At 76.9% G+C, this 13,287-nt stretch carries 14 protein-coding genes and 1 tRNA gene; 8 read left to right on the top strand and 7 right to left on the bottom strand.

Going from position 1 to position 13,287, the window contains the following annotated elements:
• Positions 1–151 precede the first annotated feature (151 nt).
• Positions 152–547, top strand: coding sequence for a hypothetical protein (locus ACI79V_RS16300; protein ID WP_456890764.1), 396 nt, complete (start codon positions 152–154; stop codon positions 545–547).
• Positions 548–1,237: 690 nt separating this feature from the next.
• On the opposite strand, the gene ACI79V_RS16295 is transcribed toward ACI79V_RS16300, so the two are convergent.
• Positions 1,238–1,465: a hypothetical protein gene (locus ACI79V_RS16295; protein WP_456890762.1), complete on the bottom strand. Its 228-nt coding sequence runs from the start codon at positions 1,463–1,465 to the stop codon at positions 1,238–1,240.
• 353 nt (positions 1,466–1,818) lie between these two features.
• Positions 1,819–1,903 (bottom strand) — tRNA-Leu (locus tag ACI79V_RS16290).
• Between the two features lie 93 nt (positions 1,904–1,996).
• Between ACI79V_RS16290 and ACI79V_RS16285 the strand changes: the two genes are divergently transcribed.
• Complete coding sequence (locus ACI79V_RS16285; protein WP_456890760.1) at positions 1,997–3,316, top strand: M20/M25/M40 family metallo-hydrolase; 1,320 nt, start codon at positions 1,997–1,999, stop codon at positions 3,314–3,316.
• A 7-nt stretch (positions 3,317–3,323) separates the two neighbouring features.
• Here the strand turns inward: ACI79V_RS16285 and ACI79V_RS16280 are convergent, their stop codons facing one another.
• On the bottom strand, positions 3,324–4,196 hold the full coding sequence (locus ACI79V_RS16280) for a LysR family transcriptional regulator (protein ID WP_456890758.1): 873 nt from the start codon (positions 4,194–4,196) through the stop codon (positions 3,324–3,326).
• Between the two features lie 82 nt (positions 4,197–4,278).
• Here ACI79V_RS16280 and ACI79V_RS16275 point away from each other — a divergent pair, with 82 nt between their 5' ends.
• The 3 genes from ACI79V_RS16275 to ACI79V_RS16265 all read left to right on the top strand — a co-directional run bounded on the left by ACI79V_RS16275 (position 4,279) and on the right by ACI79V_RS16265 (position 6,910).
• A complete protein-coding gene (locus tag ACI79V_RS16275) occupies positions 4,279–4,977 on the top strand; it encodes an aspartate/glutamate racemase family protein (RefSeq protein WP_456890756.1) in 699 nt (232 codons plus the stop codon).
• 7 nt (positions 4,978–4,984) lie between these two features.
• Entirely contained in the window at positions 4,985–5,791 is an 807-nt protein-coding gene (locus tag ACI79V_RS16270; protein ID WP_456873331.1) for an SDR family oxidoreductase, read from the top strand.
• 165 nt (positions 5,792–5,956) lie between these two features.
• A complete protein-coding gene (locus ACI79V_RS16265) occupies positions 5,957–6,910 on the top strand; it encodes an NADPH:quinone oxidoreductase family protein (RefSeq protein WP_456890754.1) in 954 nt (317 codons plus the stop codon).
• 6 nt (positions 6,911–6,916) lie between these two features.
• Here ACI79V_RS16265 and ACI79V_RS16260 read toward each other — a convergent pair whose 3' ends face one another.
• Positions 6,917–7,120 carry a DUF5703 family protein gene (locus tag ACI79V_RS16260; RefSeq protein ID WP_089404027.1) on the bottom strand — a complete coding sequence of 68 codons (204 nt, stop codon included), beginning with the start codon at positions 7,118–7,120 and terminating at the stop codon, positions 6,917–6,919.
• Positions 7,121–7,250: 130 nt separating this feature from the next.
• Between ACI79V_RS16260 and ACI79V_RS16255 the strand changes: the two genes are divergently transcribed.
• Entirely contained in the window at positions 7,251–7,511 is a 261-nt protein-coding gene (locus ACI79V_RS16255; RefSeq protein WP_456890752.1) for a hypothetical protein, read from the top strand.
• Positions 7,512–7,612: 101 nt separating this feature from the next.
• On the top strand, positions 7,613–8,398 hold the full coding sequence (locus ACI79V_RS16250; RefSeq protein WP_456890750.1) for a DUF2470 domain-containing protein: 786 nt from the start codon (positions 7,613–7,615) through the stop codon (positions 8,396–8,398).
• Positions 8,399–8,411: 13 nt separating this feature from the next.
• On the opposite strand, the gene dapB is transcribed toward ACI79V_RS16250, so the two are convergent.
• From dapB to ACI79V_RS16235, 3 genes are read right to left on the bottom strand one after another with little or no spacing between them, the layout of a single operon-like run.
• The gene (gene dapB, locus ACI79V_RS16245) at positions 8,412–9,209 is read right to left on the bottom strand and encodes a 4-hydroxy-tetrahydrodipicolinate reductase (protein ID WP_456890748.1); all 798 of its coding nucleotides are present in this window, start codon (positions 9,207–9,209) and stop codon (positions 8,412–8,414) included.
• A gap of 38 nt (positions 9,210–9,247) precedes the next feature.
• On the bottom strand, positions 9,248–11,224 hold the full coding sequence (locus tag ACI79V_RS16240) for an AAA family ATPase (RefSeq protein WP_456890745.1): 1,977 nt from the start codon (positions 11,222–11,224) through the stop codon (positions 9,248–9,250).
• The gene (locus tag ACI79V_RS16235) at positions 11,221–12,201 is read right to left on the bottom strand and encodes an aldo/keto reductase (protein ID WP_456890743.1); all 981 of its coding nucleotides are present in this window, start codon (positions 12,199–12,201) and stop codon (positions 11,221–11,223) included. Before ACI79V_RS16235 ends, ACI79V_RS16240 begins: the two co-directional genes overlap by 4 nt.
• Positions 12,202–12,379: 178 nt before the next feature.
• Here ACI79V_RS16235 and ACI79V_RS16230 point away from each other — a divergent pair, with 178 nt between their 5' ends.
• On the top strand, positions 12,380–13,213 hold the full coding sequence (locus ACI79V_RS16230) for an undecaprenyl-diphosphate phosphatase (RefSeq protein WP_456890741.1): 834 nt from the start codon (positions 12,380–12,382) through the stop codon (positions 13,211–13,213).
• Positions 13,214–13,287: the final 74 nt, after the last annotated feature.

Below are 13,287 nucleotides of genomic sequence, written 5' to 3'. Positions count from 1 at the left end.
GTCGCCCGGCCGGGGGTCGCTGCCGGTGGCGTCGCTGCCCGGGGGGTCGTTGCCCGGGGGGGCGCTGCCGGTGGGGTCATCGTCGGGTCTCCTCGCCTGCGGCGGCGTGCCCGCCCACCCTACTTCGCTGTGAGCGAACTAGGGTGGGCGGATGCCGCTGTCCGTGCCGCGGGTGCACCTGAGCCTGCCGGTGCCGCTCCTGTCCCGATGGGCGGTGCCGGTCGACGCCGTCCTCACCCTGTCCGCCGCCGCCGACGGCCCGCCGCGACCGCCCGCGGCCGCCCACGGCGCACCTCCTGCCGCCGCCGACCTGATCGGCTGGCTGGCCGCCGAGGCGCCGATCGAGCTCGTCCTCGACGATCCGCCCACCGTGCTGGCCGTCGCCAGCCCGCTGTTGCGCACCGGCCTGGCCGAGATGCTGCCCGCCTTCGCCGCGGGCGGTGACGCGCTGGCGGTCTGCTACGGCCGGCACCGCTTCGACCTCACCGACGCCCTCGACCGTGCCCTGTGGCGGCTGGTCTCGGCCCGCTGGACGCCCCGCCGCTGATTCCCGTGCCCGCGGCACCGCCGGCGGGCGACCGCGCGGGCGCGGAACCGCGCGACCGTGCCGCGCGGTCGGCGGCGGTGCGGTCGGCGGCGGTGCGGTCGGCGGCGGTGCGGTCGGCGGCGGTGCGGTCGGCGGCGGTGCGGTCGGCGGCGGTGCGGTCGGCGGCGGTGCGGTCGGCGACGGTGCGGTCGGCGACGGTGCCGGGCGGTGCCGCGCCGGGCGGTGCCGCGCCGGGCGGTGCGGACCGGACCTGCAGCACACCGGCGGGCCGGGCGCCGGCGAACACCGCCCGGATCACCGCTGCCGCGCTGACCCCGGCCTCCGCTCGGCACTCGGCCCTGACCCCGGCCTCCGCTCGGCACTCGGCCCTGACCCCGGCCTCCGCTCGGCACTCGGCCCTGACCCCGGCCTCCGCTCGGCACTCGGCCCTGACCCCGGCCTCCGCTCGGCACTCGGCCCGGCCCGCCGCTCGGCTCTCGGCCCGGCCCGCCGCTCGGCTCTCGGCCCGGCCCGCCGCTCGGCTCTCGGCCCGGCCCGCCGCTCGGCTCTCGGCCCGGCCCGCCGCTCGGCGCTCGGCCCGGCCCGCCGGCCCGACCGCCGGCTGCGCACCGGCCGTGGGCACGAACACCAACCGGGCAGCGGTCGCCGGTCCGCCGCCGTCGGCGACCCGCGCCGCCCGCCGTGCCCCGGTCACGGCCGCGCCCCCGGCGCCTCTCCCGGCGGCACCGGCTGCGGCACCGGCGGCGGCACCGGCGGCGGTGCCGGTCGCGGTGCCGGCTGTGAGGGCACCAGCCGCAGCCGACCGGCGGGGACGCCCGCGAGCCCGCTGTCGGCCGCGCCGCTGCCACCCGCCTCGGCGACCGGAGCAAGCACCTCGATCACCACGCGGCAGCCCACCGGCACGGTGACGGCCAGCACGGCCGATCCGGTCCCCGACGGCTCGGCTGCCGAGGGCTGGGCTGCCGACGGCTGGGCTGCCGACGGCTGGGTCGCGCCCGCCCCGGCTGTGCCCGCGCCGACCGTGCCCGCCGCGGCCGAAGCCGAGGTGACGTCCCCCGACCACGCGAGCCCGGCCGGTGAGGACCCGGCCAGTGAGGACCCGGCCGGTGGTCCGGGCGCCCACCCGGGGCCCGCGCCGGCCGGCCCGCGACCGAGGCGGGCGCGCCGGGCGAAGGCCGCAGCCCGATCAGCAGCCCGATCACTGCCCCGATCAGCGGCCCGATCAGAAGTCCGATCGGCCGCCGCGGTCGGGGCGGTTGCCCCGCGATGGGTGTCCGAGGGGGGACTTGAACCCCCACGCCCGATAAAGGGCACTAGCACCTCAAGCTAGCGCGTCTGCCATTCCGCCACCCGGACGAGTGCGGGACCAGGATACCAACCCGGCGGCGCCTACCGGAGCAGGGCCCGGCGCTGCGTCGTGCGGACGGCGTCCAGCCCTACGCTCGCCGGGTGGAGAGCGAAGGTCCCGTCCAGGCCCAGGCCGAGGTCGCAGAACTGCTCAGCGAGCTCATCCGGATCGACACCACCAACACCGGTGACACCGCCACCGGCGCCGGCGAGCGGGTGGCCGCCGAGTGGGTGGCCGGCAAGCTCGACGAGGTCGGCATCGGCTCGCAGATCCTGGAGTCCGAGCCGGGACGGGCCAGCCTGGTCGCCCGCGTGGAGGGCACCGACCGCTCGCGACCGCCTCTCCTGATCCACGGACACCTCGACGTCGTCCCCGCCGACCCGGCCGAGTGGAGCGTGCACCCCTTCTCCGGCGAGGAGCGCGACGGCTACGTCTGGGGCCGCGGCGCGGTCGACATGAAGGACATGGACGCCATGGTCCTGGCGCTGGTGCGCGACTGGGCCCGCACCGGCGTCCGGCCACCGCGCGACGTCGTCCTCGCCTTCGTCGCCGACGAGGAGGCCGGCGGCACCCTCGGCGCCCGCTGGCTGGTCGACGAGCACCCGGACCTGTTCGCCGACTGCAGCGAGGCGATCAGCGAGGTCGGCGGGTTCAGCATCACCGTCCGCGACGGCCTGCGGCTCTACCTCGTCCAGACGGCGGAGAAGGGCCTGGCCTGGATGCGGCTGACCGCCGGCGGCAAGCCCGGGCACGGCTCGTTCGTCCACGACGACAACGCCGTCACCCGGCTGTGCCAGGCCGTCGCCCGGCTGGGCTCGACCCGGCTGCCCACCGTGCTCACCCCGCCGATGCGGCAGTTCCTCGCCGCCGTCGAGGAGGCCTACGGCATCGAGATCGACCCCGACGAGCCCGAGGAGGCCCTCGCCCGGCTCGGCAGCATCAGCCGCATGATCGGCGCGGCCCTGCGCAACACCGCCAACCCGACCATGCTCGACGCCGGCTACAAGACCAACGTCATCCCGGGGACGGCCAGCGCCACCGTCGACGGCCGCTTCCTGCACGGCCAGTCGGAGGAGTTCGAGCGGCAGCTCGCCTCGCTCATCGGCGAGGGCATCCAGCGCGAGTGGATCGTCCACGACCAGGCCGTGGAGACCACCTTCGACGGCCCGCTGGTCGACGCGATGGTCGCGGCCCTGAAGAGCGAGGACGACGGCGCCCGGCCGGTGCCGTTCACCATGAGCGGCGGCACCGACGCCAAGAGCTTCGAGCGGCTGGGCATCCGCTGCTTCGGCTTCTCGCCGCTGCGGCTGCCCGCCGACCTCGACTTCGCCTCGCTGTTCCACGGCATCGACGAGCGGGTGCCGGTGGAGTCGCTGCGCTTCGGCGTCCGGGTGCTCGACCGGTTCCTCCGGTCGGTCTGAGGACGCCTCAGCAGGCGGCCCGCAGCGCCTCGAGGGCCGCGGCGACGGCCGGCACCCGCCGGGCGTCGGGCCGGACCAGCGTCTCCACCACCCGGTCGTCGACGTCGGCCAGCGCGACGGCGGTCACGCCCGGCTGGGTGCTGACCGCCAGCGCCCAGGCCGGCAGCAGCGCCACGCCCAGGCCGCGCGCGACCAGCCGCTGGACGACGACGTGGTCGTCGGTCGCGAACCGGACGTCGGGGGTGAAGCCGGCCCGCCGCGCGCAGCGCAGCAGGTGCTGCCGGCACCGGTCGCACCCGGCGATCCACGGCTCGTCGCGCAGGTCGGCCAGCCGAACGGGAGCCGGCGCCCCGGCGGGCACGACGGCCTGCACGGCGTGCCGGTGCAGCGGCTCGCGCAGCAGGTCGCCGGGGACGGCGTCGTCGTCCTCGTCGTGGCGGAAGACGACGGCGAGGTCGGCCGCGCCCTCGCGCACCGCCGCCTCGGCCTCCGGCGGCTCCAGCTCGGCGAAGTGCACCCGCAGGCCGGGCGCGCGGCCGCGCAGGTCGGCCAGCGCCGGGGGCACCAGCACCGCGGCGGCGGTCGGGAACGCGGCCAGCCGGACGACCCCGGCGGCGAGCCCGGTCAGCGCCGCCAGGTCCTGCTCGGCCGCCGCCAGCCGGTCGGCGACCCCCTCGGCGTGCCGCAGCAGCACCCGGCCGGCCTCGGTGAGCGCGACGCCGCGGCCCTCGCGCACCACCAGGGGCGTGCCGGTCTCGGCCTCCAGCCGCCGCACCTGCTGGCTGACCGCCGGCTGGGTCCAGCCCAGCGTCCGCGCGGCGCCGGCCAGCGAGCCGGCCCGGGCCACCTCGCGGAAGACGAGCAACCGGCGGGGGTCCACGGCGACATCCAAGCAGCGCTTGGGTCCGGCGGTCGACCTCTCGGTCTGGTCGGCAGGCTCGTGCGCCGCCAGGCTGACCGCCATGAGGACGATCGGGCTGCTCGGCGGGATGAGCTGGGAGTCGACCGCGCTGTACTACCGGGTCGCCAACGAGCTGGTGCGCGAGCGGGAGGGCGGCCTGGCCAGCGCCTCGCTGCTCGTCCGCAGCCTGGACTTCCGGGCGGTCCGGGCGTGCCAGGTCGAGGACCGCTGGGACGACGCCGCCGCGCTGCTGCTGGCCGAGGCGAGGTCGCTGGAGTCGGCCGGAGCCGAGCTCGTGCTGCTGTGCACCAACTACATGCACAAGGTCGCACCGGCGCTGGAGACCGGCCTGACCGTGCCGTTCCTGCACATCGCCGACGCGGTGGCCGCCGCGGCGCCCGGCCCGGTGGTCGGCCTGCTCGGGGCGGCCGGCACCGTGCGCGAGCCGTTCTACCGGCAGCGGCTGGCCGCCGCCGGCCTGACGGTGCTCGTGCCCCCGGACGACGACGTCGACCGGGTGGACGCCGCGATCTTCGGCGAGCTGTGCCGGGGCGTGCTCTCCGACGTGACCCGGGCGGAGCTGCGCGGCGTCGTCGCCCGACTGGCCGCACGCGGCGCCGACGCGGTCGCGCTGTGCTGCACCGAGCTGGAGCTGCTGCTCGCGCCCGAGGACTCCCCGGTGCCGCTGCTGCCCTCCGCCCGGCTGCACGTCACCGCCGCCGTCGACGCCGCGCTGGCGCCGTCGGCGACCGTGGTGTGATGCCCGGGTGACCTCTCCCACGCCTCCCGGTCCCGGCTCCGTCGCGCTGATCACCGGAGGGACCGGCGGCTTCGGCCGGGCCCTCGCCACCGCGCTGCGCGAGCGGGACGTCACCGCCGTCCTCGCCGACCTCGACACCGAGCGCAACCGGTCGGTCGCCGAGGAGCTCGGCTGCCCCTTCGCCGCCCTCGACGTCACCGACCGCGCGGCCAACGAGGCCGTCGTCGCGCGCGTGGAGGCCGAGCACGGCCGGCTCGACGCCGCCTACCTCAACGCCGGCATCTCCGCCGCCAAGAGCGACGACGCGCTCGACCTCGACGAGTTCATGCGGGTCGTCGACATCGACCTGTTCGGCGTCGTCTACGGCGCGGTGGCCGCCCGCCCGGCGATCCGGCGGGCCGGCGGGGGCGCGATCGTGGTGACCGCGTCGCTGGCCGGCCTCTCGCCGATGCCCAGCGACCCCGGCTACAGCGTCGCCAAGAGCGGCGCGATCGCCTTCGTCCGGTCGATGGCGCCGCGGCTGGCCCGCGAGGGCATCACCATCTCCGCGATCTGCCCCGGGTTCGCCGACACCGCGATCATCGACCGCATCCGGCACGAGTTCGAGGCCGCCGGCTTCCCAGTCATCCCCGCCGCCGAGGTCGCCGACGCGATGGTCCGGGCCTGGGAGTCGGGGGAGCCGGGCGCGGCGTACGTCATCCAGCCCGGCGTCGGCACCGTGCCCTACCGGTTCAAGGGTGTCCCCAGCGCCAAGACGGCGACCGGTGAGACCGCCGTCGTCCCCGAGGCGCTGCGGCCGCCGTCGATGCTCTGACGCGGTCGGGCCGCCCTCACCGCGGGGCGTCCTCCCTCACCGCAGGGCGTCCTCCCTCGTGGCCCACCGTGAGGGAGGACGCCCGATGATCAGGTCACCTGATCCCGCCGGAGCCACCCCGGGCCCGGTGACGGCGGTCACCGGGCGTCTGGCAGGGTCGGGCGCATGCGTGCATGGCGGGTACACGAGCTCGGCGACCCCTCGAAGGTGCTCCGGCTGGAGGACGTCGACCGGCCCACCCCGGGCGAGGGTCAGCTGCTGGTCAAGGTGCGGGCGGCGGCGCTGAACTTCCCCGACGTCCTGATGGCCGCCGGCATGTACCAGGAGCGCCCGCCGCTGCCCTACACGCCCGGCGTGGAGCTGTGCGGCGAGACCGAGGACGGCCGGCGGGTGATCGGCAGCCCGGCGGGCGGGCCCGGCGCCTTCGCCGAGTACGCGCTGATGAACGCCGATGACGCCTGGCCGGTGCCGGACTCGATGAGCGACGAGAAGGCCGGCGCGCTCTACCTCACCTACCAGACCGGGCACGTCGGCCTGCACCGCCGCGCGGACCTGCAGGCGGGGGAGTGGCTGCTGGTGCACGCCGGCGCCGGCGGCGTCGGGTCGGCGGCGATCCAGCTGGGCAAGGCCGCGGGCGCGAAGGTGATCGCCACCGCGGGCGGCCCGCACAAGGTCGAGGTGTGCCGCGAGCTCGGCGCCGACCACGTGATCGACTACACCGCCGAGGACTTCGTCCCGGTCGTCAAGGAGGTCACCGGCGGCGAGGGCGCCGACGTCGTCTACGACCCGGTCGGCGGCGACGTGTTCGACAAGAGCCGCAGGTGCATCGCCTTCGAGGGCCGGCTGGTCGTCGTCGGCTTCACCAGCGGCCGCATCCCCGAGGCGCCGGCCAACCACGCGCTGGTCAAGAACTACAGCGTCGTCGGCCTGCACTGGGGTCTGTACGCGAAGAAGGCCCCCGCGGTGATCGGCCAGACCCACGACGAGCTGGTCCGGCTGGTCGAGGCCGGCGCGATCGACCCGCTCATCGGCCAGGTGCTGCCGCTCGACCAGGCGCCCCAGGCGCTCGCGGCCCTCGCCGACCGCGGCACGGTCGGGAAGGTCGTGCTCGTCCCCTGAGTCCGGCTAGGTGACCGGCATCGGCAGGTAGGACAGCCGCGCCCGGCGTCGCAGGATCGCCTTGCGGGTGCCGTCGGCGTGCAGTTGCAGACGGGCGAGCTCCCAGCCGCCGACGTCCACCTGCAGGCTCAGCATGGTCGCCGCTGCGGAACGGGACGTGCCCGGCGGGATCCGCAGCGGCGCGTACTCCCAGTCGTCGGCCGCGCTCACCCGACCGATGTTGCCACGCACGACACCTGCCGGTCATGTGTGCGCCGCCTCCCGGCCTGCCCCCGGGAGCCCCCGGCGGCAGGATGGGCAGCGCCTCACCCGAGCACCGTCCGCAGCACGAGGAGGACCCGTGACCGATCCCGGTACCGCGAGCGACGCCGACCGCGCGGAGCAGGAGGCGCTGCTCGAGCCGGCCGCTCCCGAGCTCGCCGGGGACGCCGACCCGATCGGCGACGGCGTCCCCGAGGCCGACGCGCTCGAGCAGCAGCTGGCCGCCGCGCCGGGGACGGCGGGCGCGCCGCGGTCGGTCGGTGACGTGGACGCCAACGAGGCCGACGTCCTCGAGCAGGAGGCCGACGTGCCCTACGACGAGGACGACCGCGCCCTCTGACGACGTCCGGCGCAGGCTCGCCGCCCGATCGGGGGGCGCGCGGCTACCCACGGGTCCGCCGATGTGGTTAGGCTTCCCTAACTCGATGCCGAGGGGGAGCCATGACCACCTGCAACGGTCCGCAGGCGCCGTCCGTCGCCGCCGCTCCCGAGCGCGCGCGCACCGTGGCCACCCGTGCCGCGGCCGCGCTCTGCCTCCCCGGCCGCGACCCGAGCCGCCCGCTGGCACACGCCACCACCGCCGCGGGCCAGGTGCTGGTGCTGGTGCCCGGCGACGGGGAGGTGGCCGCGGCCCTCGACCGCGCGCCCGACCGGGACGTGAGCGCGCTGCTCATGGTCAGCGACCGGGCGCCGGTGGCGCTGCGCGACCCGGTGCGCGCCACGCTGTGGCTGTCGGGCTGGCTGACCCCGGTGCCCGAGGCCGACCGGCGCGCGGCCGCCGTCGCCTTCGCCGAGGTCCGCCCCGAGGAGGCGCTGCTCGACGTCGGCGGGGCGGCGACCCTGCTGCGGCTCGACCTCGCCGAGGTCGTGCTGCGCGAGGGCCCCGGCTGCGCGGAGGTCTCGCCGGCCGACTACGCCGCCGCGCGCCCCGACCCGCTGGCCGGCGTCGAGCAACGGCTGCTGCGCCACCTCGACCGCGACCACCCCGAGGTGCTGGCCCTGCTGGGCAGCGCGGTCGCGCGCAGCCGGGTGCCGGTGACGGCGGGGGAGACGCTGCGGCCGCTGGGCCTCGACCGGTTCGGCTACCGGCTGCGCGTCGAGGGCGCCGGCGGGCACCGCGACGTCCGGGTGCCCTTCCCGCGCCCGCTCACCTGCGCGGGCCAGGTCGACGCGGCGACGTCCCGGCTGCTCTGCGCCCTGCGCGCCGGGCTCGCCCGACGCGACTGATCCCGACGACGACTCAGTCGAACAGCAGGGTGTCCAGGCCGCGGCGCACGCCGGGCGTCTCGGCCACCCGCCGGATGGCCAGCAGGGTGCCGGCGACGTAGGGGTCCGGGGTCTCGCCGGCGTCGTGCCGGAGGACCAGCCGCTCGCCGGTGCCGCCGAACACGACCTCGGTGCTGACCACGAAGCTCGGCAGCCGGACCGAGTGCACCCGGCTGCCGGCCACCTCCGCGCCGCGCGCCTCGACCGGGCCGTGCAGCTCCGCCAGCGGGACCGCCGGGGCCGGCGTGCGCACCGCGCCGAGGGCCTCGGCGAGCTGGCGGGCGGTGCCGCTGGGCACGTCGGGCTTGCCGGCGCTCGCGTAGTCGACGATCTCCCAGCGGTCGACGTGCGCGGCGGCCAGCGTGGCGGCGCGCTGCAGCACGGCGGCCTGGACGGAGAAGTTGCCGGCGGCGACCACCCCGACGCCCCGGTCCCGGGCTAGCCGGTCGAGCCGGGCGTAGTCGTCGTCGGTCAGCCCGCTGGAGCCGACGACGGTGTGCACACCGGCCCGCACGGCGGTCCACACGTTCTCCTCGACCGCGGTGGCGCTGGTGTAGTCGACCAGCACGTCGACCTCCGCGGACGCGAGCGCGTCGGCGACCGAGGCGGAGACCCGGCCCTCGCTGCGCGACGCCGTGACCGCCGTCAGCTGCTGGCCGGCGGCCGACCGGGACACGCCCGCGGTGAGGACCAGGTCGTCGGCGGCGTCGATGGCGGCCAGGATGGGCGGCGCGGTCCAGCCGGTCACGCCGGCGAAGCAGACCCGGATCACGGTTCGACCCTACGGCGCGCCGGATCGGAGGACGCCGCCTACGCCGGGGACAGGTTCTCGCGGAGGAGCCCGGCCAGACGGGTGCGCCGCGGGCGGACGTCGACCTCCCGCACCGCCCGCGCCAGCGCCGCACCCGAGGCGTGCACGATCGACAGGTGCTGCTGCGCCCGGGTGAGCGCGGTGTAGACCAGCGGCCGCGACAGCATCCCGCCGGCCTCCGGCGGCAGCACCACGACGACGCCGGGCCACTCCGACCCCTGCGCCCGGTGCACGGTGATCGCCCAGCCGTGCTTGAGGTCGGGCAGCGCGTCGCCGGGCACGGTCACCGGGCCGGAGGAGAAGTCGACGGTCAGCGAGCCCTCGCCGGTGGCGGTCACCACGCCGACCTCGCCGTTGGCGAACCCGATCGGCTCGAGGTCGAGGTGGTTGGCGGTGGCCACCACCCGGTCGCCGACGTCGAAGCCGAACACCGTGCCCTCGCCGGGGTTCAGCCGGTCCTTGAGCGCCTTGTTGAGCTCGATCGTGCCGGCCGGGCCGCGGTGCACCGGCGTCACCACCTGCACGTTGCGCGGGTCGATCCGCAGCGCCCGCGGGATCGAGTCGGTGACCAGCTGCACCACCCGCCGGGCGGCCTCGCCGCTGCCGGTGGCGGGCACGACGACGACCTCCCGGTCGGGGGAGTCGACCGGCGGCAGCTCGCCGGTGCGCACCGCCGAGGCCAGCCGGGCGATCGCGCCGCCCTCGGCCTGCCGGTAGAGCGTGGTCAGCTCGGTCACCGGGACCACCCCGGAGTCGATGAGGTCGCCGAGCACGTGACCGGGGCCGATCGAGGGCAGCTGGGCGGGGTCGCCCACCAGCAGCAGGTGGGTGCCGTCGGGGCAGGCCTCCAGCAGCGCCGCGGTCAGCTCGACGTCGAGCATCGAGGCCTCGTCCACGACGACGACGTCGGCGTCGAGCGGCCACTCCTCGTTGCGGGCGAACCCGCCGCCGAACCCCTGGGCGCCCAGCAGCCGGTGCACGGTCACCGCCGGGTGGTCGGTGAGCTCCTCCAGCCGCTTGGCGGCCCGGCCGGTGGGCGCGGCCAGCGCCACCTCGGTGCCCTTGGCCCGCAGCAGCCGGACGACGGCGGCCACCGTGCGGCTCTTGCCGGTGCCGGGCCCGCCGGTGAGCAGCGAGACGCCGGCGCTGAGCACCTGCGCGACCGCCTGCTTCTGCGCCTCGTCGAGGCCCTTGGCCACCGACCGGACCGCGGCGGGGTCGGCGATCCGCTCGGCGGTGGCGGCCAGCCGGGCGACGTTCTCGGCCACGGCCTCCTCGGCCATCCCGTAGCGGGCCAGCGACAGCGTCCGCAGCGCCGGGTCGGGCTCGGGCGGCTCGGTGTCGGCGTCCTCGTCCCACTCCGGCTCGGGCGGCTCGTGGTCGAGCACGTCGCCGGACTCGACCGCCGCCACGACCGCCGCCGCGGGATCGGCGATGCCCTCGGCGCGCAGCGCCGCCACCACCAGGTCGGCCGGCAGCACGGTGTGCCCGTCGCGGGTGGCCGTGCGCAGCGTCATGACGACGATCGCGCGGCCGCGGCGGGAGTCCTGCCGGTCGGCCCCGCGCAGCACCGAGATGGCCAGCCGGTCGGCGTCGGTGAGCGTGACGCCGGGCAGGCCGAGCAGCGACCACGGGTCGTCGCGCAGCCGGCGGGCGGCGTCGTCACCGAGGACGTCGGCCGCCGAGGACGCCAGCCGCGCCTCCAGCCCGGCCCGCACCAGCAGCTCGACCACGCCGTAGGTGGGCGCGGCCGCCAGGAACGAGGAGAACAGCCGCTCGGCGCGCTGCTTGCCCACCCGGGGGAGCTTGAGCAGCCGGGCGACGGTGACGTCGTCGGGCGAGGTGATGCCCGCGCCGGGCAGCTCGGCGGCGGCCCGCTTGCCCAGGCTCGGCCACAGCCCGGCGGCGCAGAACGCGGCGAAGACCGGGTCGGGCGCGGTGGGGGAGGGGGCGGTGCCGGTCGAGGGAGTGGTCACCGGGCCGCCCGCTGGTCGGGGTAGGAGAAGTGCGGCGCCGAGACGTCCTCGAGCGCCGTGCGGATCGCCGCGGGCAGCCGCACCGACTCCGCGTCGAGGGACTCCTGCAACTGCGCGGCGGTGCGGGCGCCGACCACCGGCGCGACGACGCCGGGGCGGTCGCGCACCCAGGCCAGCGCCACCGCCAGCGGGGTGGTGCCCAGCCCGTCGGCGGCGGTGACCACGGCCTCCACGATGCGGTCGGCGGTGGCCGAGCGCAGGTCGTCGAGGAACCCGGCCCACTGCGGCGAGGCGCCGCGCGAGCCCTCCGGCGTCGCCGCCCGGTACTTGCCGGTGAGCAGCCCCCGGCCCAGCGGCGACCAGGCCAGCACGCCCAGCCCGAGCGCCTCGGCGGCGGGCACGACCTCCCGCTCGACGCCGCGCTGCAGCAGCGAGTACTCGACCTGGGTGCTCACCAGCGGCGCCCGCCCGGGCCAGGCGCGCTGCCAGGTGGCCGCCTGCGCGGTCTGCCAGCCGGTGTAGTTGCTCACGCCGACGTAGCGGACCCGGCCCGAGGCGACCGCGGCGTCGCAGGCGGCGAGGGTCTCCTCGAGCGGGGTGAGGTCGTCCCAGGCGTGCAGCTGCCACAGGTCGACGTGCTCGACGCCCAGCCGCCGCAGCGAGGCGTCCAGCGCCGCCAGCAGGTGCCCGCGGGAGGCGCCGCGGCCCAACGGCCCGGGCCCGGTGCGGCCCACGGCCTTGGTGGCCAGCAGCACCTCGGAGCGGGGGACGACGTCGGTCAGCAGCCGGCCCAGGGTGCGCTCGCTGTCGCCGTCGCAGTAGACGTCGGCGGTGTCGACGAGGGTGCCGCCGGCGTCGACGAAGGCGGTCAGCTGCATCGCCGCCTCGTCCTCGTCGGTGTCGCGGCCCCAGGTCATGGTGCCCAGCGCCAGCCGGGAGACGACCAGGCCGCTGCGTCCCAGCGCCCGTTGTTCCACGACGGGCCAACCTACCGCCGCCGGCCGACAGGAGCCGGGGGACGCGGCGGGTGTGGACGGCGCCGCGCCGGGTCGTGCCCGGGTCGGCCGCGGGGGTCGGCCTAGGCTGTCCCCCCGTGCCGTCGCGAGTCCCGAACCGTCCTGTCCGCCGTCCCACCCGAGCGCGGGGCTGAGCGGGATGGGTTGGTTCGAGGCGGTCGTCCTGGGGCTGGTGCAGGGGCTCACGGAGTTCCTGCCGATCTCCTCCAGCGCGCACCTGCGGGTGGTCGGCGAGGCGTCGGGCTGGGGTGACCCGGGCGCGGCGTTCACCGCGATCACGCAGATCGGCACCGAGGCCGCCGTCCTGCTCTACTTCCGCAGGGACATCGCGCGCATCGTCGTCGCCTGGCTGCGGGCGCTGACCGACCGCTCGATGCGTGCGGACCCCGACGCCCGGATGGGCTGGCTGATCATCGTCGGCAGCATCCCGATCGTGGTCCTCGGGCTGCTGTTCCAGGACGACATCGAGACCACCTTCCGCGACCTGCGGATCGTGGCGATCGCGCTCGTCGCCTTCTCGCTGGTCCTCTACTGGGCCGACCGCGTGGGCCGCAAGACACGTGAGCTGCGCCAGCTCACCGTCCGCGACGGGCTGCTGTTCGGGCTGGCGCAGTCGATGGCGCTGGTGCCGGGCGTGTCCCGCTCCGGCGGCACCATCACGATGGGCCTGTTCCTCGGCTACACCCGCGCCGCCGCGGCCCGCTACTCGTTCCTGCTGGCCATCCCCGCGGTGCTCGGGTCGGGGTTCTTCCAGGCCTACGAGGCGCTCACCGGCGGGGTGGCCGGCGAGAGCGTCGCCTGGGGGCCGACCCTCCTGGCCACGGTGATCGCGTTCGGCGTGGGCCTGTCGGTGATCGCCTGGCTGCTGCGCTACCTCGACCGCGGCACGTTCACCCCGTTCGTCGTCTACCGGGTGGTGCTCGGCCTGGCGCTGCTGGCACTGGTCGGCGCGGGGGTGCTGGCACCCAACTGAGGCGTCCCGCCGGGATCAGGTGACCTGATCGTCGGGCGTCCTCCCTCACGGCGGGCCACGAGGGAGGACGCCCT

It is taken from the genome of Geodermatophilus sp. SYSU D00700 (assembly GCF_054050255.1).
The sequence above is the reverse complement of the archived record's forward strand: the minus strand, read 5'-3'. Positions and strand labels throughout refer to the sequence as shown.